The sequence below is a fragment of the Acinetobacter sp. YH12156 genome, assembly GCF_013418235.1.
In the GTDB taxonomy this organism is placed as follows: Bacteria; Pseudomonadota; Gammaproteobacteria; order Pseudomonadales; family Moraxellaceae; genus Acinetobacter; species Acinetobacter pseudolwoffii.
In genome coordinates this window covers 12,985-36,049 of record NZ_VPCL01000016.1, presented here as the reverse complement: position 1 = coordinate 36,049, position 23,065 = coordinate 12,985, and the positions used below count along the sequence as shown (strand labels likewise).

Genomic DNA, 23,065 nt, shown 5'->3' with positions numbered 1-23,065 from the left:
ATACTGAGTCTGTTTTAGAGAGTTTCCTGAAAAAGCAGTGCTAAATGGATGCAGGGAAAAGCATTTTTTCATACAATAGCCGCACCTCGATATAGGTGCACACAATGAGTAATACCACCCCCGATTTTCAAGCAGATGAATTTTTGTTAGACCACTATGTCGGCAAAACGCCACTGGTGCGTTTACAGCGTCTGGTAAGTCACACTCAAGCTACAGTACTCGCGAAACTCGAAGGCAATAATCCGGCAGGATCGGTCAAAGACCGTCCGGCCTATAATATGATCATGCAGGCCGAGAAGCGTGGACAGATCAAGCCGGGTGATACCCTGATTGAAGCAACGAGCGGAAATACGGGGATTGCATTGGCGATGGTCGCAGCGATGCGTGGCTATAAAATGAAGCTGATCATGCCGAACAATATGAGTCAGGAACGTAAGGATGCGATGCGTGCTTATGGTGCCGAGCTGATTGAAGTTACCAAAGAACAAGGCATGGAAGGTGCACGTGATCTGGCCGCTCAAATGCAAAATGATGGCGTGGGTCTGGTACTGAATCAGTTTGGCAATCCGGATAATGTCGAAGCACATTATCTGACTACAGGTCCTGAAATCTGGCAGCAAACCGGTGGCAAGATTACCCACTTTGTCAGTTCTATGGGTACAACCGGCACTATTATGGGTGTCTCGAAATATCTGAAGGAAATGAATCCGGAGATTCAGATCGTGGGTTTACAGCCATCTGATGGTTCAAGCATTGCCGGAATCCGTCGCTGGCCGGAAGAATATCTGCCGACCATTTTTGATCGCAGTCGCGTGGATCGTATTATCGATATTCCACAAATTGAAGCTGAAAAAACCATGCGTAAGCTGGCGCAGAAAGAAGGCATCAGTGCTGGTACTTCATCTGGTGGTGCAGTGTGGGCTTCCATAAAGCTGGCGGAAGAACATCCGGATGCCGTCATTGTGTGTATTATTTGTGACCGTGGTGACCGTTACTTGTCTACAGGGTTATTCTCTGTGCAAGATTCTGAATAATTATTTGAGCACTGTGTTATGCGCCTGCCTGTTTTAACTTTCGATATTGAAACCCAAACCGATCTCAAATCAGGCGCGCATTTATTTGGTCTGGACTTGCCTGAAGCAGATCTGGATCAGGCCCTGACCAAACTGCGCCGTCAGGATTCAGGCTCTGATTTTCAGCGTCCGCCCTTGCATGAAATTGTCTGTATTTCCGGTTTATGGATCGATGAGCAGGGCATGAAGCTGTTTTCTTTTAGCCGGGAACAGCATTCTGAAGCGGAAATTTTAAGAAAATTCTTATCGATTTTTGATAAGCGTCATCCGACGCTGGTCAGCTGGAATGGTTCACAGTTTGATTTACCGGTGATTTTATACCGTGCCATGTATCATGGACTCTCTGCACCGAGTCTATTCGATCAGGGCGAAATTGACACGCAAAAGCGTTATAATAACTACCAGAATCGTTACCATCATCGTCATGTCGACTTAATGGATGTGATGGCCATGTTCCATGCGCGTCATTTCCAGAAGCTGGACGATGTTGCACATTTGCTGGGTTATCCGGGTAAACGCGGTGACGGGGCCTATCGGGTTCCTGAATATGTCCGCAATCAGCAATGGACCGAACTGACCTCTTATTGTGAAGGCGATGTGCTGAATACCTGGCTGGTCTATATCCGCTGGCTGTTGTTAAAAGGACAGCTATTATTGCCGGATTATCAGCATTTGCTGCACAGTACGATTCAATATTTGCATACCCAACCGCAGCATGCGGACTTTTTATCGGTTTGGCGTGAAACGTCACAAAGAACTGACTTTACCCGTTTTGATTTTCCAACTCCCACATCCTAGGTTTTCATGAAGCATCGAGCACACACACGTCCTACCCAGCAACCCGAGTACATTTTTCAGGTTGAGTCACTTTCGCATGAGGGACGTGGCATCGCTCATTATGGTTCACACCCGGATCATCCACCGCATAAACACGGCAAGAAAGTCTTTATCCGTTATGCCTTGCCCGGTGAAACCGTGCGTGCTCGCATTACCCGTGAAGTTAAAAAACTGGAAGAAGCTGACAGTCTTGAATTACTCAGCGAAGCTTCCGAAATTCGCGTCAAGCCGATCTGTGCACATTTTGGGGTCTGTGGCGGCTGTAATATGCAGCATATCGCAGCCGATGCACAGATTGAACTAAAACAGAATGTGCTGAAATCGCATTTACAGCATTTTGCTGGCATCCAGCCTGTGCAGTGGCTTGCACCGCTACGTTCCGAGCGTGAAGATTATCGCCGTAAAGCCCGGATCGGAGTGCGTTATCTGCCGGCTAAAGACACATTGGTGGTGGGTTTTCGTGAGAATCAAAGCAATAAATTAACCTCGATTGATCGCTGCATGATTCTGGATCGTGAATTTGGATCGCTTACAAGCCTTAAACAATTGCTGCAAAGTCTCAATGGCAAGGCTGACATTGGTCATATAGAATTGGCCATGGGGGATCAGGATATTGCCTTACTGGTGCGTGAAACTGCAAAATTATCAGTGGCTGATGTCAACCAATTGCGCGAATTTACGTTACAGAAAGGCTGGCAACTGTATGTGCAGCCTGCCGGCAAAGATACACTCTCGCGAATTGATGCTCCAGATGCCGCGGCGCGCTTGCACTATAGTCTTGATGACTTTGATGTGAAATTCGGTTTTAATCCTGTGGACTTCACTCAGGTGAATTCGACTATCAATCCGCAAATGGTAGCGCTGGCATGTAATTTGCTACAGCTGCAACAGGGTGAGCGGGTTCTGGATCTATTTTGTGGATTAGGAAATTTTTCTCTAGCACTGGCACGCTGTGTAGGCACATCCGGTCAGGTGATTGCGGTGGAAGGGAGTGAAGAAATGGTGCAACGCGGTGCGGAAAATGCCAAAAATAATGGTATTGCCCAAGTTGCTTTTTATTCACAAGATTTAACCAAAGATTTCTCGCACCAGACTTGGGCAAATCAAGGTTTTGATGCATTATTGATTGACCCGCCACGTGCTGGCGCAGAAGAAGTCATGCATTATCTTCCTCAGTTTGGCGCAAAAAGAATCGTTTATGTGTCATGTAATCCTGCGACACTCGCAAGAGATGCAGGGCTCTTGGTACAACAGGGTTATCGCCTCACTCAAGCCGGAGTGATGGATATGTTCACGCATACTGGGCATGTTGAATCGATTGCATTGTTCGAAAAAGAAAATTAAATGAACGATTGAAGAAATGATGTATTTACAAGTAGGAGAAGGGTATGGTCACAGTACGTGAGCAACTCCCTGGACGACTCAATGAGTTGTCACAGGAGACGACTGTAGAACATGCCGAACAAGCACACCACGATCTGACTGAGTGGTTGGATCGGGTTCGTGGCATATTAGATGGGGCACCTTTACAGCAGCTCGAAGAAGTCGCCCACTTAACATTAGAAAGAGAGCTGCAAAGTACGGTTCAGCATCGTTCCAATACCTTTTATACCGGTATTGAGATGGCAGATATTTTGGCACATCTGCATGTCGATGAAGATACCCTGTCTGCGGCCATGCTCTATCGTTCGGTGCGTGAAGGCGTCATGCCACTGACTGAAGTGTTAGAAAAATTTGGTGAGCAAGTGTATAGCCTGGTCAAGGGCACGCTGGCCATGGGTAAACTGTCTGAACTGATCGAAAAAAATAAACGTCTGGAAGACCATTTCGATAATAATCAGCGTGAACATCTGTCCGGCATTTATAAAATGCTGATTTCAGTGACTGAAGATGTGCGTGTGGTTCTGGTGAAGTTGGCAGAGCGTACCTATGCCTTGCGTGAGCTGACCAATTCCTCGCGTGAACGTCAGGAGCGGGTTGCCCGAGAAATTCTGACGATCTACTCACCACTGGCGCACCGTTTAGGCATCGCCCAGTTAAAGTGGGAACTGGAAGACTTGGCCTTCCGTTATCTTGCGCCAGAACGTTATAAAGAAATTGCTTCTTTACTGAATGAAAAACGTTTAGAGCGAGAGCAATATATTCAATTCGTGATTGATAAATTACGCAATGAATTGTCTGAATATGGCATCGAAGCTGAAATTAACGGACGCGTAAAACACATTTATTCGATTTATCGAAAAATGAAAAGCAAGAGCCTGAGTTTTGACCAGCTCTATGATATTCGTGCCTTAAGGGTATTGGTCAAGAGCGTACCGGAGTGTTACCACAGTTTAGGGATTGTACATCAGATCTGGCGACATATTCCGCATCAGTTTGATGACTATATTACCAATCCAAAAGCCAATGGCTATCGTTCCCTGCATACGGCTGTAATTGCCGAGAACAAATCACTTGAAGTGCAGATTCGTACTTACAGCATGCATGAAGAAGCAGAGCTGGGGGTGTGTTCGCACTTTAATTATAAAGAAGGCTCGAAAACCACCGATCATTCTTTTAACCATCGTTTGCATTCCTTACGCGCAGTTCTCGAGCATTATCAGGAACGCAATGAGTCCAGTGCACATAAAGAAGCAGAAGATGAAATCGAAAACTTCGAACATATTCAAGACTTCGAAGGCTTCGAAAAAATTTATGTGTTTAGTCGTGATGGTGATATCAAAGAGTTGCCGCGTGATTCAACTGTGCTCGACTTTGCTTATCATGTGCATACCGAAGTTGGTAACAAATGCTATGCGGCGCGTGTCAATCAGCGCTATGTGCCACTGACCTATACCTTGAAAACCGGGGAACAGGTCGAGATTCTGACCAAAAAAGACCGTGAGCCGAATCGGGACTGGCTGGTTAACTCTCTGGGTTATATCAAGACTGCACGTGCGCGAGACAAGTTGCGCCACTGGTTCCGTCAACAGGACCGCAGTAAAAACCTGGAAGTCGGCCGTGAAGTGCTGAATAAAGAATTGTCACGTCTGGCGATTCATCCAAAATCAATCGATTTGAGTGATTATTGCAATCATTTTAATGTCAAAACCGGTGATGACATTCTGGTGAATCTGGTCAATGGTGATATCAGCCTGCATGCCTTGATTAATCAGGTGAATCGTCATATGCATCTGGATCAGGATGAACCTGAGCTGGTGCTGAAGCCAGCGCTGAATCCGCGTGCCAGTCATACGCTGTCAGCGCACGGTATTCTGATTGACGGGCTGGATAACGTAGAGCTGCATGTCGCGCAATGTTGCCAACCGGTGCATGGTGAGTCGATCGCTGGCTATATCACCCTGAATCGTGGGGTAAGCATTCATAAGGTGGCTTGTCCGGACTATGTGCGCATGATCACCCAAGAGCCTGAACGTGCGGTAGAAGCCGACTGGGAAATGCAGCCAACACGTGGCCAGAGCGTACAGATTGTGGTGGAAGCCTATGATCGACGTGGTCTGCTCAAAGATCTGACGCAAGTGATTTTTTCCGACCAGATCAATATCCGTCAGGTCAATACTATTTCGGAAGCGGACGGTATTGCCAATATGAAGCTATTGATTGAAGTTAAAGGTCTGGCGCAACTTTCCAAACTGCTGGCGCGTCTTGAACAGCAGCCGGGCATTATCAGCGCCCGCCGTCTGGTACAGGGCACTTAATTCTTTATTTCTAAGCTGAAGAAAGCCTGCAATTCAATTGTGGGCTTTTTTATTGTAAGGTATTTGAACAAAATGGATAAAAACAGATCAACAGACCGATATGAGTGCGCCAGAAATATTTGAACGAAGACGACATCATCTGACAAAAGTGATTGATCAGCTGATTGACACCCAGCAATTTAAAACCGGCAAAGAGATCTGCGAGCATTTTGGCTTGTCTGCTGCTTATATCGCGCAGTTACTGAATAGCAAACGCCAGATCGGAGAGAAGGTGGCAAGGGAACTGGAACAGCAACTTGGCTTAGCTCATTTAATTCTGGATCAGACGGTCGAACCGAAGATTGAACTTGCTACAGCTATAGAACAGGTCGCTTTATTTCAGATGCAGGTGGTACAGCAGCAGGCCTTTAAACTCAATCCCATAGATTCTATGGTTTCGTTCAATCAAGATATTTTTCATCTGCAAGCACAGCATTATGCGATTCAGGTGGCAGAGCACTATTATTTTCCCATTCTGAAACCGGACTGGTGGCTGGTTTGTGATAAAGAGTTGCCAGTTTTTGGGATGTGCTGTGTGTATCTGGTCAACGGCTTGCAGCTCATTTTAGAAGAGTTGGGCGAAGCTCAGGATGTTTATGAATTTCGAAGTCTGGATGAAAATCGGAAAGTCATTTTCCAAAAAACAGATATTGAAAAAATCCATCCAGTGATTGCGATTCTGCCGGCTACTTCAACATTCAAACAGCAGAAATAATTCAGCCCATCCTAGGACGGGCTGAACGATGAAAATGAAATATCAGATTAGGGAATCTGGTTTTCGTCTTCAAATTCTGGCTTGACTTGTACGATAAAGTCCTGACGGTTTAAACCACGCCAAAGTGCAAATCCAGTCCCGATATAGATTGAAGAGTAGGTACCGACAAAAACGCCGACAAACATCGCAATCGAGAACCATTTCAGGCCATCACCACCCATGAGCATCATTGCAACAACAACCAGCAATAGCGTCATAGAGGTATGAATGGTACGGCGTAAGGTTTCGGTCAGGGCAATGTTAATCACTTCAAGCGGTTCTGCACCCCGAATCTTACGGAAGTTCTCACGGATACGGTCAGAGACCACGATATTATCGTTCAGTGAGAAACCAATGATCGCAAGGAGTGCCGCAAGTACCGTCAGGTCAAATGGCCACTGCGTCATGGCAAAAATCCCGAGGGTCACCACGATGTCATGGAATAGCGACAGTACTGCACCGATCGCCAGTTTGAGCTCAAAGCGGATGGTGACATAGACCAGCATCAGCAAGAGTGCCAGTGCCACCGCGCCACCAGAGCGGACATACAGCTCATTACCCACCTGTCCGCCGACTACATCAAGCTTCGGTACCTCTGCCGCATTATTTGGCAGCTGAACCGCTGCTGTGACCGCTTTGGTCAGGTCTTCAGCTTCAATGTCTTCCTGAACGGGCATACGTACCATCAGGTCGCGTTCTGAACCTAAAGTCTGCACCACGGCATCGTTGAAGCCAGCCTGGCTCAGTGCCTTGGAAACATCCTCCGGTTTGACCGGATTGGTATAGTTCAGCTCGGCTGCCACACCACCGGTAAAGTCCAGACCCAGGTTCAGACCTTTAGTGGCAATAAAGAACAGACTCGCAACCGTTAAGAAGATAGACAACAATGCCGCAGGCAAAGCAATCTTCATAAACGGAATGACGCGTTCGTCTTCAGGGCGACCATACTGTTTCTGATTCAGTTGAGTATTTTCAGTCATCATCGATCTCCTTAAATGCTCAACTTTTTCAAGTTACGTTTTTTGCCATAAATGATCTGTACCACGGCACGGGTTACTGTAATGGCAGTAAACATCGAGCAGACGATACCAATCATCAGGGTCACGGCAAAGCCTTTGATCGGACCTGTACCAATCGCGAACAGAATGAATGCAACCAGGAAGGTGGTGAGGTTCGAGTCAAAAATGGTGTTATAGGCCCGATCATAACCCGCCACGATCGCCTGTTTCGGCGAGGCACCCCATTTCATCTCTTCCCGTATTCGTTCACAGATCAGTACGTTGGCATCTACCGCCATACCGATGGTAATCACGATACCGGCAATACCAGGAAGGGTTAAAGAAGCCCCAATCCATGACATGACGGTAAGAAGCATGGCCAGGTTAAAGACCAGAGCAAAGTTGGCAATCACACCAAACAGACGGAAGAATACCACCATCCAGATCGCCACCAGAATGAAGCCGATTTGCGTTGAAAGTACCCCTTTGTCGATGTTTTCCTGACCCAGACTTGGACCAATCACACGTTCTTCGACAAAGTACATTGGTGCAGCCAAAGCACCTGCACGTAGCATCAAGGCAAGTTCAGCAGCTTCCTGCGGAGAATCCAGACCAGTAATACGGAACTGAGAGCCGAGTACTGCCTGAATAGTTGCAGCATTAATCACGACAGATTCAGTATATGGGGTGCGAACTTCAGTTTGAGTGCCGGTCGCAGGGTCTTCCACATAGCTAATGCGCTGTTTGTTTTCGATGAACAGTACCGCCATACGTTTGCCAACCGCATTACGGGTCGCATCCGACATCAGTTTGCCGCCTGCGCTGTCTAGCGTAATGTTGACTTCAGCACCGCCGGTGTCCTGACTAAAGCCAGAAGATGCATTCTGAACACGTTCACCAGTCAAGATCCGGTTGCGGTTCAAAAGCAGCTGACGACCACTGTCCAGGGATTCATAAGCGAATACTTCTGTACCTGGTGGCAATGTGCCAGTCGCCTGACCGGTATATGGATCGATGTACTGATCATTCAGGTCAGAGACCAGACGGAACTCGAGGTTTGCAGTACGACCCAAAACACGTTTGGCTTCGGCTGTGTCCTGTACACCCGGCAATTCAACCACAATACGGTTGCTGCCTTGGGTTTGCACCAATGCTTCTGCCACACCTAACTCGTTAATACGGTTACGTAAAGTAGTCAAGTTCTGGTTGACTGCATAAGATTCAATTTCTTGCTTACGTACATCAGTATAAGTCAAACGTAAAGTCGAACCAGTCTCGGTCGCAACAGCCTGCTGGGTAAACTCGTTGCCATTACGGCGCAAGAAGTCCATCGTTGCAGAACGGTCATCATTGTTGGCAAACTGCATTACAATGGTGTTGTTGCTTAAATTCAGGCTATTAAATTTCAGGTTGTTATCACGCAACTGACGACGTAGGTCTGTCGCAGAGGTTTCCATGCGCTGCGCAATCGCTTTGTCCATGTCCACTTCGAGTAAGAAGTGAACACCGCCACGTAAATCCAGACCCAGCTTCATTGGCTTGGCACCAATTTTTTGCAGCCATTCCGGCGTGGTCGGGGCAAGGTTCAATGCAACCACGTAATCATCACCTAATCCGCGACGTAAAGCTTCTTTGGCTTTAAGTTGCAATTCACTTGAATCTACACGTAATAAGGCAGCATTGTTGCTAAAGCTATTGTCATGGGTGGCAATATTTTCAGTTGTTAAAATTTGCTCTGCTTTTTGTACGATGCTTGCATCAATTTGAGTACCGGCTTTGGCACCCGAAATCTGTACAGCAGGTTCATCTGGATACAAACTTGGCAGGGCATATAAGGTACTGATGACTAGTACAACTAGAATCAGTACATATTTCCATGCTGGGTAACGCATTTATTTTCTTCTTAAAATGAAAAAGTCGTGCAAGGGCACGACTATTTTTGATTAAAGGTTATTTAAAGTGCCTTCAGGAAGGACTGAAATCACACTCGCACGCTGAACTTTAACTTCTACGCCACGGTTCAATTCAACCACTGCGAAGTCACCTTCAATCTTGGTGATTTTGCCCATTAATCCGCCTGCAAAAACGACTTCACTGCCAACACCAAGGCTTTCAACCAAAGCACGATGTTCTTTGGCACGTTTAGATTGAGGGCGCCAGATCAAAAAATAGAAGATTGCAATAAAAACCGCAATCATCAAAAGGTTCGCCATCATGCTGGGTTGTTGTGCAGCTTCACCTGCAGCGTGAGCAGTCGAAATAAAAAGGCTCATTACATTTTCCTAAAATAAAAAAACTGGTGATCAACTTGATAATAAATTGACATATTCTTGCAATTTACATTGTCTTTTTCCTCAGCGCAAATGCTGATGGATTAATCTTGCGGGCAAGGGGGTACTTCCAGGCCACGACGGGCATAAAAGTCCTGCACAAACGCATCAAATGTACCGTTGTCCAAGGCATCACGCATGGATTCAGTCAAGCGCAGGTAATAACGCAAGTTATGAATGGTACCGAGCATCGAACCGAGCATTTCCCCACATTTTTCGAGGTGGAATAAATAAGCACGAGTAAAGTTGGTACAGGTGTAGCAATCGCAATGTGGATCAAGCGGGCTTTGATCGTGACGATATTTCGCATTACGGATCCGTACCAGACCATCTGTGACAAAATAATGACCATTACGTGCATTTCGGGTTGGCATCACGCAGTCAAACATATCGACACCACGGCGCACCGCTTCCACAATATCTTCAGGTTTACCGACACCCATCAAATAGCGCGGTTTATCTGCCGGCATTTGTTCTGGAAGATAATCCAGTACCTTGATCATTTCCTCTTTAGGCTCGCCAACGGACAGACCGCCAATCGCGTAACCATCAAAATCAATATCAAGCAGGCCCTTTAACGATTCTTCACGTAAGTCTTCATACATGCCACCCTGAATAATCCCAAACAGTGCATTACGGTTTTTCAGAACCTCATGATGTTGGGTTTTACAGCGTTTCGCCCAGCGCAAAGACAGTTGCAAGGATTTTTGCGCTTCTTCATGCGTCGCAGGGTAGGGCGTACATTCATCAAAAATCATCACAATGTCAGAGTTCAGCGTGTGCTGAATGTCCATTGAAATTTCAGGCGATAAAAATACTTTTGAACCATCGATGGGTGAGCGGAAGGTGACCCCTTCTTCTTTAATTTTACGCATTGCACCCAGACTGAACACCTGGAAGCCGCCGGAATCGGTCAAAATGGGATTATTCCACTTCATAAATTCGTGCAGGCCACCATGTTCACGAATCACATCGAGTCCTGGACGTAAATACAAATGGAAGGTATTGCCCAAAATGACTTGAGACTTGATCTCTTTAATATCACGCGGCAACAGGCCTTTCACCGTACCGTAAGTGCCGACAGGCATAAACATCGGGGTTTCAACCACACCATGTTCAAGCGTTAAACGACCACGACGGGCGCGACCCGACTGACCTAATTTTTCAAACTTCATAGGAGTTCCACATCCAGGCGAAAAAACAGTTCGCTGCTAGTTCATAGCTAAAGGGCGCTATTTTCCTTGATTCTTACGCTAAACGCCAGCATTGTAGAGCATTCGCTCTGTAATTTTATTTATCGTTGAATAAATGCAAGATCAGGTGAAATAGTCGAATTTGCAGAAAACTGTTGCAAGCGCTGCTGGATATCTTCCCGGCTAAGAGCACAGCTGCCATCCGGTTCAGAGGCCATGGCGGCAATATGCTGGATCAGTTTCTGGATATAGATATTGCTGTCGATAAAGTAGGATTCCAAGGTCAGCAAATAGGCATCGTGCGCCACTTGCAGATAATCATAAGGCTCCATCACCAGCATTTGCTCCAGATCAATCAGAATGTCTTTGTCATTTTGCGAGAGTTTTAATCGCTTACTGATTTCAGAAAAAGGCTGGGCATGTCGGGAGGCTAGAAAGTTTTGCAATAAGGCGCTTTCTGGGTTGAGTTCCAGTGCAGATCGGCGTTCAAATTCGGCCTGGTTTGGCAGGCTCAGGAAAAAAAGTATATTGCCCAGATCCAGACCATAGGCTTCGGAGAGGCGATATTTGGCCTGTTTGAATGTTTGCAGTAATAAATCCAGATGTGTTGTGTGGAGCTGTTGCTGTTCTAATAGCGGATGACCAAAACTATGCTGGGTTTTAAAATAATCAGCCAGCAAAGTTTTGAAGGGGATCAGTCCGGAGTCGGGCGCAGCTTGTGCCCGATAACGCCATTTTGGGACATTCCAGCGATCTTGTTCAGCCAGATATTGCCGCTGATCTTCCGGATCTTTAAAAATACTGCATTCAGTCGAAATGGCCAGATCATCCAGCAGTAAAAATTCGTCAAAGACCAGACTACAGGCATAGATTCCATCGTCCTGATAATGGTCATAAAGCTGATAAAATTCTTCCACCAGCGTCTGCTCTAAGCGCTCTACATAATTCAGCATAATTTTTATTCTTTATTTTATTGGTTTTATAAAGGTGTAGCTTCATCCTGGGGCATTTTATTATAAGTTGAGTACGCCAGGATGAGAAAGTCGATCAGATGAGATAGTTGCTCAGTGAAAATTTGGACGATAGTCAAAACTCTGGGTTGCGCTCTGATCGCGAAAAGGGCGAACTGCTTTTTTTCCTAACAGCATATTATTAATCACATTGTGTGGAAAAATCTGGATCTGGTTATTAAACAGTTCCACATTGCGATTATAAATGGTAATTGCCGCACCGACATTTTCATTCTGTTCTTCAATTTCAGCCATCATTTTCAGATAAATGTCATTGGCTTTTAGCTCGGGATAGTTTTCAACCACTACATTGAGGCTATGCATGAGTTGTTTGTTCAGGCTTTCAATGCGCTGTAACTGAGAAATGTCGGCATCGTTGATATTTAAATTCATGATGTTCTGACGCAGTTCGGTGACTTTTTCCAGTGTGCCTTTTTCAAAAGAAGAATATTGCTCGACCAGCGGCTGCAGCCCATCCAGAATTTTCAGTTTCTGCCGTTCATAACTGGCAACATCCGACCAGGCGCGAATCGTCGCGTTGTGATGACGGACAATACTGTTGCGGATCATAATGATCAGCACAATCAGCGCAATAATGATCAAACATAAAACCAAAAATCCCATGCGAGATCTCCCCAATTCATATTTATATTCTGAAAATATTGATTTAAAAAAAGCAGTTATTTTAAAAACTGCACAAGATCATGTTGTAACTGTTCGAGTTGTCTTAATTTAAACGTTCTGAGATGGCCGCGCAATGTCGAAATATCATTGATATGACGATGCTTGCTCGACACCTGAAATAGGTCATGAGGCCCCAGATAGCAGAGCATCCGATTTTCTGGATGAAACAGTAAATCCCCCTGACGCTGTGCAAAAAAATCGGCCAGACGCAGTACAAAACCCGGACTGAGTAATTTGGCGGTTTGCATCGGATCACTGCCATAAAAGCTTAAGCGTTGATTGGTACGAATATCGCTACTATGCCAAGGATGGCTATAAGGATAATAAAATTTACGTCGAGAAGTCGTGACCGCCAGTCCCTGAATCTGGATATCAAAGACAAACACGCCCCACAGGTCTTTGTGAACCTGCATTAATTTAACCGGCTGCCCTTGCTTGTTGCGAACCTGTACTTCATCAATATAGTGATATTGAAACAGCAGCACCTGATGTTGCTGGCCGTTTTCATCTTCCCATACCGTGCTGGCATAACGTGTAATCTCATTACTCAAAGAACCTTGATTGAATAAGGGGAATAAACGTTTTAAATGTCCAATAAAATGCAGGGGATTTAAAGGAATTGAAATATGCTGTGGCTGTTGCTGAAAGGCAAGCTGATATTTTTTGGCCAGTGCTGCATCTTCCAGAAAGCCAATAACTTCATCTAATGGTTGTTGTTGCTCATAGCAAAGATAGGCCCAGAACAGCAGCAGACCGCCCAGAAAAACGCCACTTTGAATCCAGATATTTTCCGGTGCAATAAAAATGCTGACGATGAGCAACAAACCAATACCAGCCAGCGCCAATGGCAGATTATTTTCAAATTTTAGCGTTATCGGGCCATTCCAGGGATGCAATCCGTCCAGCAGGTCTTGATGACTCTTGGCTTGACGGCCCAAATCCCACAGCCGGGCGATATTCTGAAACACCACTGCATTTTTCTTGCGGCGAATATGAATGGACTGTTGTACAGACTCGATCGGCATGGGCAGCTATTCTCGCTATTGTGCCTGATCAATCAGCATGGCATCGCCATAACTGAAGAAACGATATTGGCTGTCTACTGCATGCTTGTAGGCATTCAGAATGTTGTCACGATTGGACAGGGCAGAAACCAGCATTAACAGGGTCGATTCCGGTAAATGGAAATTGGTAATCAGACGATCGACCACTTTGAACTGATAACCTGGATAAATGAAAATCTGGGTATCACCGGTCCAGCCTTTTAGTTCACCGCCATTGGCCTGCGCCGCACTTTCTGTGGCACGGGTAGCCGTTGTACCGACAGCAATCACTTTATTGCCACGCGCTTTAGTTGTTTTGATGAGTTCCATCGACTCATCGGACACCTGGCACCATTCGCTGTGCATGATGTGATTTTCAATATCGGTAGTGCGTACTGGTAAGAATGTACCTGCGCCCACATGTAGTGTGACAAAGGTGGTTTGAATTCCTTTGGCTGCTAACTTTTTCAATAAGTCTTTATCGAAATGCAGAGAAGCCGTAGGTGCTGCGACACTGGCCAGCTTGGTTGGATCATTAAACACAGTTTGATAACGTTCGGTATCAATTTCTTCTGCTTCACGGTTGAAATAGGGCGGAATAGGGAGGGCGCCATATTTGTCTAAGACGTCTAAAATCGGCTGTAAAAATTCCACAATAAACAGGTTTTCATGACGACCTTGCACGGTCACTTTTACTGCATCTGGGCCAATAAACAGTTCTGCACCGGCTTTCGGTGAGTTGCTGGCCTTGATATGACAATGTGCAATGAACTGATCCATCATGCGTTCAACCAGTACTTCTATGGCACCGCCTGAGGCACGTTTGCCTTTTAGACGTGCTTTCATGACTTTGGTGTCGTTCAATACCAGTAAGTCGCCGTCTTCAAGCAAGTCCAGAATGTCGGTAAATTGATGGTCGTGATATTGACCGTGTGCATCGAGGTGCAGCAGGCGAGAGGCACTGCGTGTTTCCAGAGGATAGAGAGCAATCAGCTCATCGGGGAGATCAAAATTAAAATCAGAAAGTTGCATGATGATTTACGCTAAAAAAACTGCGGCTAGTATAAACTTTTTTCTTTTTTATAGCGGGAATTGCTCGATTTTAAAACGAAAAAATGCCATTTGTTTTAAAAATAAACAAATGTAAATATTCTGCGTTGACAGTGCCGAGAAATCGCGTATTATACCTTTCATCCACTCCCGAGGTGGTGAAATTGGTAGACGCGGCGGACTCAAAATCCGCTGTCAGAGATGACGTGTCGGTTCGAGTCCGACCCTCGGGACCAAAATTCTAGAAAACCCCAAGCACATTCAGTCTTGGGGTTTTTTATTGTCTGTATATTTAAAAGTATTTATTTTCATCATTTCTTAAAATGGTTTTTGACTGAATTTGAGTGGTTTTGTCAGTAAGATGATGATTTATATCTATAGCGAAAAATAGATTAATTGAATAACTTTGATACATCAATCAGACATAAAAAACCGGCGCCTAGACGCCGGTTTTTCTACATCACTGACTGAGTCAGTTCTGCAAAAGCTTAGATCGTAGCAAGTGCTGCATTCAAAGTAGCACTTGGACGCATCACTGCATTTACTTTCTCTTGATCAACAGCGTAGTAACCACCGATGTCTACTGATTTGCCTTGAACTTCAGCAAGCTCAGTAACGATTTTTTCTTCATTTTCAGCTAAAGTTTTTGCAAGTGGTGCAAATTTCGCTTTCAATTCAGCATTTTCGTCTTGAGCAGCAAGTTCTTCAGCCCAGAACTTCGCCAGGTAGAAATGGCTACCACGGTTGTCGAGTTCGCCAGTACGACGAGAAGGTGACTTGTCGTTATCTAGCAATTTGCCAGTTGCACGGTCTAAAGTTTTAGCAAGTAACTTGATGTTGTCATTGCCTTCTTTAATACCCATTTCTTCTAGAGAAACTGCAAGCGCCATGAATTCACCGAGTGAATCCCAGCGTAAGTGGTTTTCTTCAACTAACTGCTGTACGTGTTTAGGCGCAGAACCGCCTGCACCTGTTTCATACATGCCGCCACCCGCCATTAACGGCACGATTGACAACATTTTTGCAGATGTACCCAATTCCATGATCGGGAACAAGTCAGTCAGGTAGTCACGTAAAATGTTACCTGTTACAGAAATGGTATCTAGACCGCGCGCAACACGTTCAAGCGTATAACGCATTGCACGTACTTGTGACATGATCTGGATATCAAGACCGGTAGTGTCGTGATCTTTCAGGTATTTTTCAACTTTCTTGATCAGTTCATTTTCGTGTGGACGGTACGGGTCAAGCCAGAAGATTGCCGGCATGCCAGAGTTACGTGCACGCGTTACTGCAAGTTTCACCCAGTCGCGGATCGGTGCGTCTTTCACCTGACACATACGCCAGATATCGCCTTCTTCCACGTTTTGTGACATCAACACTTCGCCAGTTTCAAGATCAACGATGTTAGCAATACCCGCTTCAGAGATCTCGAAAGTTTTGTCGTGTGAACCGTATTCTTCCGCTTTTTGTGCCATCAAACCAACGTTCGGTACTGTACCCATTGTACGTGGATCAAAATTGCCATTCCACTTACAGAAGTTGATCATTTCCTGGTAAATACGTGCGAATGTTGATTCAGGCATGACGGCTTTACAGTCATAAGGTTTGCCATCAGCGCCCCACATTTTACCGCCACCACGGATCATTGCAGGCATAGAAGCATCTACAATCACGTCGTTTGGTGAATGGAAGTTCGTGATGCCTTTGGCAGAATCAACCATCGCAAGAGCAGGACGGTGTTCTTGACACGCATGTAAATCTTCGATGATTTCTTCACGTAAAGAAGTCGGAAGCGTTTCGATTTTTTCGTAAAGACCAGCCATACCGTTGTTTACGTTCACGCCCAGCTCATCAAATAACTTGCCGTGTTTTTCAAATGCGTCTTTGTAGTAAATTCTCACACAGTGACCGAATACGATCGGGTGTGAAACTTTCATCATGGTTGCTTTGACGTGAAGTGAGAACAAGATGCCGGCTTCTTTACAATCATCTAATTCTTTTTCATAGAAATCGCAAAGCGCTTTTTTGCTCATGAACATTGAATCGATGATTTCGCCATCTTGAAGTGCAACTTTTGGCTTAAGAACGATGGTTTCACCAGACTTGGTGATCAATTCCATTTTCACATTACGTGCACGGTCTAAAGTCATCGACTTTTCGCCATGGTAGAAGTCGCCTTCGTCCATGTGTGAAACGTGAGTTTGAGACCACTGTTTCCACTCGCTCATAGAGTGCGGGTGTTTTTTCACATAGTTTTTAACGGCAGCAGGTGCACGACGGTCTGAGTTACCTTCACGTAGTACCGGGTTTACTGCTGAACCAAGACATTTGCTATAACGTGCCTTGATTGCTTTTTCTTCTTCAGTGGCCGGGTTTTCAGGATAGTCAGGAAGGGCATAGCCTTTAGACTGGAGTTCCTTGATACACGCTGTTAGCTGGCCAACAGAAGCACTGATATTTGGGAGTTTGATAATGTTCGTGTCTGGATCTTGTGTAAGACGACCTAGCTCAGCTAGAGTGTCAGGCACCTTTTGCTCTTCGCTTAGGTAATCTGTAAATTCAGAGAGCACGCGCACAGCTACAGAGATGTCACTTTTGACGATCTCAACGCCAGCTGGCTTAGTAAAGGTCTCAATGATCGGCAGCAGAGAATAAGTCGCCAGTAATGGCGCCTCGTCGGTCAGTGTGTAAATGATAGTTGACTTTCCACCAGCCATATATAGCCCCTTGCGTTGGATTGAGTTTCTGAGGGCCGAACTTTTGGTCCAGCCTCATTGAACCGATTTGCTTAAATAAAAACATTGAGAGTATCGTCTTTCAGCGCATTTCAGTCAACGAAATATGCTTTTAGATTGAAATTTGGGCGAAAATTTGTACAGATTTGTATGGTTTAGCTGTGTTTGTATTTTGTACAAAAAAATAATTTTCTGCGCTTAGAAATCATTGTGGTGCTGGAAAGAAATTTTATGCTACCAGATTGTATTCACTGAAGATGAGTTTTTGAGCATTGGGCGGGATCGTGATGATCTCGAAATACAAATGAATGTTGAGTAATCAGATACTATTTCGGGACAATTTCTTCGGGTCAATTGAGGAAGTTTGCCTTGACGAATCGCCACCTCAATATCATGGAATTACTTTGCGATATACTTCTAAGCATTGATCAAATCATTCTTAAAATTGCAGCGAAATAAGGAAATCGAATGCCCAGTTTATTTATTGTGATGCTTGGTGGCCGTCATGCCCGTGCCAATACAGAAGTTCATGATGTGGTACTGGCAGTAGGCGAAACTCTGGAAGAAACCTATCCTCAACTGAAAAATGCCTGGTTTGCCGAGCAAAAAGGGCTGCATATTGATGCCTGGGCGCAAATTAATGGACTGGAGTTCGAGGGCAAAAATTATCACGTTCAATTTAGCGATGCTGCCCCGAATCAGGCTGCCGAAAAGCTTTGGCTGATTAATTTAGGGGGGTATGATGCACGTGAATTTGGTGAGCTGCACCGTTATGTGCTGGTGGTGGCACAGAATGCCATGGTGGCAAAACAGCGCGGTAAAGCTTATTTCGCCAAGCACTGGCAAAAACAGCATACTGACCGGGTGCTGGATGTCGATGATTGCATTGCGATTGATCAGGTGTATGGCCGATATGTACAGCTGGTCGAGGGACATTTTAGTGCGAATCGCTGGGAAAATACCTATCTCACGATTTAAAACTGAAGCATAGGGCTATAGCGTGGCTGAGTGTCAGGATTCGACGAGTGACTTAAAAAAAATCTTTATCAAAGTTCAATAATCTGCATAATACCGGAAAGGAAAAACAGCTTTTGACTGAGATGGAACATCTTAAATGGATTTAATTCAGGCAAATGGACAACCGCACTATGGACGTTTCAAGGAACTTCCAAAAAGTATTGACTATCAGGCATATCAATACAAGAACCCTTATGGTCAGGTGCTGTCAGGCTGGCGTAAGCATCTAAAATATAAGAAATTCAAATTTTGTAGTATTCAGCACGAACATTATACCATTGGGCTGGCGATTGCCGATATTGCATGGGCAGGGCACAGTTTTGTCTATGTCTACAACCATATGACCAATGACGTTCTGGAATGGAATGCGATTAATTTCCTGTCTCGCCATACTGTGCTGGATGAACAACCATTATTCAATCACAGTTATTTTCATAAATCGCCTTTTCAGGTCGATATTCAGCATGCCAACGGTGTGCGCTATATCAAGGTCAGTAAATACGGCGAAATTCAGCTCAGTGCACGAATCTTTTGTGCAGGAACCGATCCTTTAAGTATGTGTAGCCCAACTGGTATTAATGGTTGGACTTATACGCAAAAGCTCACGACCTTAGGTTGCGAAGGCTATTTTCTAAATAAACAAAAACAAAAGATTCAATTTAACGAACGAACTTTTGCCTTGCTGGATGACACCTGTGGTTTTCTACGTCCAGAAACTGCCTGGTTTTGGTTGTCGTGTAACTTTTGGGATGCGACCAATCAGCGGATTGGAATTAATTTAGCATCCGGTGTTAACGAAAGCTTTGGTAATGAAAATTGTTTGTGGATCAACGGAAAAATTTATCCATTGGCTGATGTGCTCTTTCAGCAGGAAACTGAAACTCAATGGACGATTCAATCACTAGATGAAAAGCTGAATCTAACGGTGACAACCGGTTGGCGACGTTATGAAAATCTGAATTTGCGTCTGGTCGGCAGCCAGTTTAGCCAGTGGCAGGCCAAAGTCTGTGGCACCATTCAGCAGGATGATCAGGAAATTATTTTACTGAATGAATATGCCTTGCTTGAGCAGCATTATGCCAAATGGTAAATCAGCTTAAATCAAAAAGCCTTCAATTTTGAAGGCTTTTTGATTTAAGCGATGCTCACGTTTAGTCTTTCGCGGCCTGCCAGAAGGCTTCACCGGCTTGAATCGGATCGCCGGTTTCATTTAGGGTGTTGATCCAGACCTCGTATTGGGCAATCACTGGGTGCTGACTCGGATGAAAGTCTTTTTTAAACCAGTCTCGATACTGTTTGCCCATTCGGGTCAATGTGCCTTTTGGGCCAAAAAACCAGGGTAAGCTCTTGATATTCATCTGCAAGCGTTGCAAGAGGCTAAAGCCATCATGTTTCAGCATGACATTGGCACGGTAGACGGTAAAACTAAACATTAAAATGGTCGTGCTGACTAAGGTGGCTCGACGGGTAAATTCTGGGGTTTTAGCCACATTTTTCATCACATCAAAAGCTACATCGCGGTGTTCCATTTCCTCAATGGCATGCCAGGCCAATAATGCCCGTACAAAAGGATGGGCATCTTTCAGGGTCTGTTTTTGTCCATAAAAAGTTTCTGCCATAAGCGCCGTTAAATGCTCTGCCGCAGCGGTAATGGCAATATTAAACTGGGGTGAGCGGTGCTTCAGATCATAATTGAAAATTTTATTTAAACGTTCAATAAATTGGTCTACAGGCATGCCTTGCTCGCGCATCAACTGATTCATTTTGTCATGCGCGATGCCGTGCTGGGCTTCCTGGCGGATGAAATCCGCGACACGTTGTTGCAGCTCCGGGTCCTGGATCTGATCGCGGAACAGGCGGACACTCTGAATAAAATAGCGCTCGCCGTCTGGAAAGGTCAGGCTCAGGGCATCGAACATGCGTGTCATAAAGGGATCGCCGCCGAACCAGTAACGTGGAATTTCATCCAGTTTAAAATCAAGTTGGGTGCGAACCACAGGCTGTAGGGCGGATTTTAATATGGCGTTCATCTTGTAGATTCTTTTTTGTGACGATGCTGACAGTATGTCGGCGAATCTCGCCATTGTTTTGACAGAGCTTGCCAATTTTTATACATTTTATGCCAAATGAAAATAAAACTGGTCAGATTAGAGCTGCCAGCGAGAATCGCACATGCAAGACATAAAAATATCCAATGGTTATCTTCAGCTCTGGGCGACTTATTTGCGTGATGTGGGGATTGAACCCTTAACTGCCGACTTTCTGCAAGATGTGCATGACTCGCTTGTGACCCTCATCGATCAGCCTTTTGATACACAAGTACCTTTGGAATTGTTGAATCATATTATTTTAACTACTCGGCAACATCTGAACTGTCCGCAGCTGATTTTTGAAATCGTGCAGGTCATTCGTCCTGAGCATTTTGGTGTACTGGGTTATATGGTTTCACGTAGCAGTAGTGTCGCGGAAATGATCGGCTATAGCATGCGCTTTCAGCGGCTGGTGATTGATGGCAGTGAATTCGTGCCTTTACAGTTGAAGCAGCATGAACACAGTATGGAACTCTATTGGGGCTATTTAGATGAAAAATATAATTTGTTAAATGAGCTCACCATGGCAGCAATGGTGCAACTGGGACGGGTTATTTTGCAAGAGCAGCCACTTTTATTGCGTTGTGTACGACTGGCTCATGCAGCTGAAATGGCACAAATGCATTATCAAAAATTCTTTGCCTGTGAGGTTCAGTTTTCTCAAGATTATTATGCTCTGGAACTGGATGTACAGGGGTTAGCTCATGGGTCTGAGCATGCTGACCCCATATTATTGCAGTTGCTGACTCTTCAGGCGGAACAGGCGATTGCAGCAAAAGTACCTGTTGAAAATACCTTGCAGCAAGCACAGCAAATCATTGCCGAACAGTTGCGAACCAGGCAACAGGCGATCAAAATTGAGCAGCTTGCCCAGCAGTTGTGGATGTCGACCCGAAGCTTGCAACGCTTATTCAGCATATATCAAACTTCATTTAAAAAACTGCTGCAACAGCAGCGCATCAAACGCTGTGAGATTTTGTTACAGCAGGGGCTTAGTCTGAGCGAGATTGCTGAAGCGCTGGATTATTCCGACCAGTCGGCCTTGGCCCGCGCCTATAAAGCAGCCACCGGACAGACTTTGTTCCAGCGCAAGAAACAGTTAAAGCATGCACAGCAATAAAAAAGCGACCCAAACAGGTCGCTTTTTTATTTGAAGAAAATGGTGAGGTTAAGCGCTGGCTTTGATCTTGGGGAATCTAAATGCAATCGCCGCAATCGCAAAAATGGCCAGAATCCAGCAATAGTACACACCACCAATCAGTTCAACCGGTGAGATTTTTGCAATAGAACAGGCCAGTAGTAACTGTGCGCCATAGGGAATCAACCCTTGCACCACACAGGAGAAAATATCCATCAGTGCCGCAGAACGCTTGGGATCTACACCGTATTCTTTGGCAACTTCACGTGCCATATCTCCAGACAGAATAATCGCCACGGTATTATTGGCCACAAAAATATTCGAAAATACTACCAAGAAGCTGATCCCGATTTCGCCAGCACGTTGCTGACCGACTTTAAACAGACGGGTCAGGCTATAAATACGCTCGATCAGCCAGCGTAAACCGCCTTCACGTTGCATGATCGCCGACAGGCCACCCAGGAACATGGACAATAATGCCACTTCAAACATGCCGACAAAGCCATCATAAATTGAAGTATTCAGTTTGAGCAGATCAAATTCAGCTGTGGCAAACAGGCCAAACAAGCCGGAAAGTAGTACCCCAATGGTCAGCACAGCCAGAACGTGTAAACGGCTAAAGGCTAAAATAAATACGGCGATATAAGGTAAGACCAGAAGCCAGTTGAAGTCCTTGTATTCCACTGCATTGCTACTACCGCTACTCAACACGTAAATCAAAATAGTCACGATTGAGGCAGGAACCGCAATCCAGACATTGACTCTGAATTTGTCACGCAGTTGTACGCCCTGACTGGTCGTTGCAGCAATGGTGGTATCCGAGATCATTGAAAGATTGTCACCGAACATGGCACCGCCTACGACTGCACCAATGGCGTAGATCACATTAATATCGGTGACCTGGGTAAAACCAAAGGCAATCGGGGCACAAGCTGCAATGGTGCCCATGGAGGTGCCCATCGCCGTGGCAATAAATGCCGAGATGATAAACAGCATCGGCAAGATAAATTCAGGCGGAATAATCGACATGCCCAGTTGTACCGTGGCATCCACACTGCCAATCGCACTGCTGACACTGGCAAAGGCACCGGCCAGCATAAACACCATAAACATCAAAATTAAGTTCGGATGACTGGCCCCTTTTAAAAAGGCTTCAATGCCCTGATTGAGTTTGCCGCGATACACCAATGCAGCCAAAATAATCGCAGGCAGGGCAGCAACAGGCGCTTTCACCTGATAGAACGCAAATTCGGTTCCAATCAGGGAATGATAGATCCCGCTACCCAAAAACAGGGTTAAAAATACAATAAGCGGCAGCAGTGCAATGGCGCGTGCCTGCACTGTCGCCTCAGAATCAGTCTGCATAGGAGATA

General features: G+C 45.3%; 19 protein-coding genes and 1 tRNA gene. 9 read left to right on the top strand and 11 right to left on the bottom strand.

Annotation, left to right across the window (positions count from 1 at the left end; all coding sequences use genetic code 11):
* Positions 1–104: 104 nt before the first annotated feature.
* From cysM to FTU87_RS13650, 5 genes are all read left to right on the top strand, one after another.
* A complete protein-coding gene (gene cysM, locus FTU87_RS13670; protein WP_005098086.1) occupies positions 105–1,034 on the top strand; it encodes a cysteine synthase CysM in 930 nt (309 codons plus the stop codon).
* Between the two features lie 18 nt (positions 1,035–1,052).
* On the top strand, positions 1,053–1,871 hold the full coding sequence (locus tag FTU87_RS13665) for a 3'-5' exonuclease (RefSeq protein ID WP_005098085.1): 819 nt from the start codon (positions 1,053–1,055) through the stop codon (positions 1,869–1,871).
* 6 nt (positions 1,872–1,877) lie between these two features.
* Complete coding sequence (gene rlmD / locus FTU87_RS13660) at positions 1,878–3,254, top strand: 23S rRNA (uracil(1939)-C(5))-methyltransferase RlmD (protein WP_005098083.1); 1,377 nt, start codon at positions 1,878–1,880, stop codon at positions 3,252–3,254.
* Between the two features lie 44 nt (positions 3,255–3,298).
* On the top strand, positions 3,299–5,608 hold the full coding sequence (locus FTU87_RS13655) for a bifunctional (p)ppGpp synthetase/guanosine-3',5'-bis(diphosphate) 3'-pyrophosphohydrolase (protein WP_180001501.1): 2,310 nt from the start codon (positions 3,299–3,301) through the stop codon (positions 5,606–5,608).
* 100 nt (positions 5,609–5,708) lie between these two features.
* Positions 5,709–6,362, top strand: coding sequence for a hypothetical protein (locus FTU87_RS13650; RefSeq protein WP_159516640.1), 654 nt, complete (start codon positions 5,709–5,711; stop codon positions 6,360–6,362).
* 47 nt (positions 6,363–6,409) lie between these two features.
* On the opposite strand, the gene secF is transcribed toward FTU87_RS13650, so the two are convergent.
* The 8 genes from secF to queA all read right to left on the bottom strand — a co-directional run bounded on the left by secF (position 6,410) and on the right by queA (position 14,691).
* On the bottom strand, positions 6,410–7,384 hold the full coding sequence (gene secF / locus FTU87_RS13645) for a protein translocase subunit SecF (protein ID WP_171255744.1): 975 nt from the start codon (positions 7,382–7,384) through the stop codon (positions 6,410–6,412).
* Between the two features lie 8 nt (positions 7,385–7,392).
* On the bottom strand, positions 7,393–9,291 hold the full coding sequence (secD, locus tag FTU87_RS13640; protein WP_180097639.1) for a protein translocase subunit SecD: 1,899 nt from the start codon (positions 9,289–9,291) through the stop codon (positions 7,393–7,395).
* A gap of 51 nt (positions 9,292–9,342) precedes the next feature.
* Entirely contained in the window at positions 9,343–9,672 is a 330-nt protein-coding gene (gene yajC, locus FTU87_RS13635; RefSeq protein ID WP_005098077.1) for a preprotein translocase subunit YajC, read from the bottom strand.
* Between the two features lie 101 nt (positions 9,673–9,773).
* On the bottom strand, positions 9,774–10,904 hold the full coding sequence (gene tgt, locus FTU87_RS13630) for a tRNA guanosine(34) transglycosylase Tgt (RefSeq protein WP_005098076.1): 1,131 nt from the start codon (positions 10,902–10,904) through the stop codon (positions 9,774–9,776).
* A 119-nt stretch (positions 10,905–11,023) separates the two neighbouring features.
* Positions 11,024–11,875 (bottom strand): DUF4303 domain-containing protein, encoded by an 852-nt coding sequence (locus tag FTU87_RS13625; RefSeq protein WP_180050901.1) that lies wholly within the window; start codon positions 11,873–11,875, stop codon positions 11,024–11,026.
* Positions 11,876–11,986: 111 nt separating this feature from the next.
* Entirely contained in the window at positions 11,987–12,556 is a 570-nt protein-coding gene (locus tag FTU87_RS13620; RefSeq protein WP_005098074.1) for a LemA family protein, read from the bottom strand.
* A gap of 56 nt (positions 12,557–12,612) precedes the next feature.
* The gene (locus tag FTU87_RS13615; protein WP_005168601.1) at positions 12,613–13,641 is read right to left on the bottom strand and encodes a hypothetical protein; all 1,029 of its coding nucleotides are present in this window, start codon (positions 13,639–13,641) and stop codon (positions 12,613–12,615) included.
* Between the two features lie 15 nt (positions 13,642–13,656).
* Positions 13,657–14,691: a tRNA preQ1(34) S-adenosylmethionine ribosyltransferase-isomerase QueA gene (gene queA, locus FTU87_RS13610; protein ID WP_180097637.1), complete on the bottom strand. Its 1,035-nt coding sequence runs from the start codon at positions 14,689–14,691 to the stop codon at positions 13,657–13,659.
* A 167-nt stretch (positions 14,692–14,858) separates the two neighbouring features.
* Here queA and FTU87_RS13605 point away from each other — a divergent pair.
* Positions 14,859–14,945 (top strand) — tRNA-Leu (locus tag FTU87_RS13605).
* Between the two features lie 252 nt (positions 14,946–15,197).
* On the opposite strand, the gene FTU87_RS13600 is transcribed toward FTU87_RS13605, so the two are convergent.
* Complete coding sequence (locus FTU87_RS13600; protein WP_005098070.1) at positions 15,198–17,429, bottom strand: NADP-dependent isocitrate dehydrogenase; 2,232 nt, start codon at positions 17,427–17,429, stop codon at positions 15,198–15,200.
* A 486-nt stretch (positions 17,430–17,915) separates the two neighbouring features.
* Between FTU87_RS13600 and FTU87_RS13595 the strand changes: the two genes are divergently transcribed.
* Together FTU87_RS13595 and FTU87_RS13590 are read left to right on the top strand one after the other, a co-directional pair.
* Entirely contained in the window at positions 17,916–18,425 is a 510-nt protein-coding gene (locus tag FTU87_RS13595) for a DUF1543 domain-containing protein (RefSeq protein WP_005098068.1), read from the top strand.
* 136 nt (positions 18,426–18,561) lie between these two features.
* Positions 18,562–19,554 carry a DUF2804 domain-containing protein gene (locus FTU87_RS13590; protein WP_180078679.1) on the top strand — a complete coding sequence of 331 codons (993 nt, stop codon included), beginning with the start codon at positions 18,562–18,564 and terminating at the stop codon, positions 19,552–19,554.
* Positions 19,555–19,615: 61 nt separating this feature from the next.
* Here FTU87_RS13590 and FTU87_RS13585 read toward each other — a convergent pair whose 3' ends face one another.
* A complete protein-coding gene (locus tag FTU87_RS13585; protein WP_100329829.1) occupies positions 19,616–20,494 on the bottom strand; it encodes a metal-dependent hydrolase in 879 nt (292 codons plus the stop codon).
* Positions 20,495–20,636: 142 nt separating this feature from the next.
* Here FTU87_RS13585 and FTU87_RS13580 point away from each other — a divergent pair, with 142 nt between their 5' ends.
* Positions 20,637–21,674, top strand: a complete 1,038-nt coding sequence (locus tag FTU87_RS13580; RefSeq protein WP_005098065.1) for an AraC family transcriptional regulator — start codon at positions 20,637–20,639, stop codon at positions 21,672–21,674.
* A gap of 48 nt (positions 21,675–21,722) precedes the next feature.
* On the opposite strand, the gene FTU87_RS13575 is transcribed toward FTU87_RS13580, so the two are convergent.
* Positions 21,723–23,057, bottom strand: a complete 1,335-nt coding sequence (locus tag FTU87_RS13575) for a Na+/H+ antiporter NhaC family protein (protein WP_100355754.1) — start codon at positions 23,055–23,057, stop codon at positions 21,723–21,725.
* Positions 23,058–23,065: the final 8 nt, after the last annotated feature.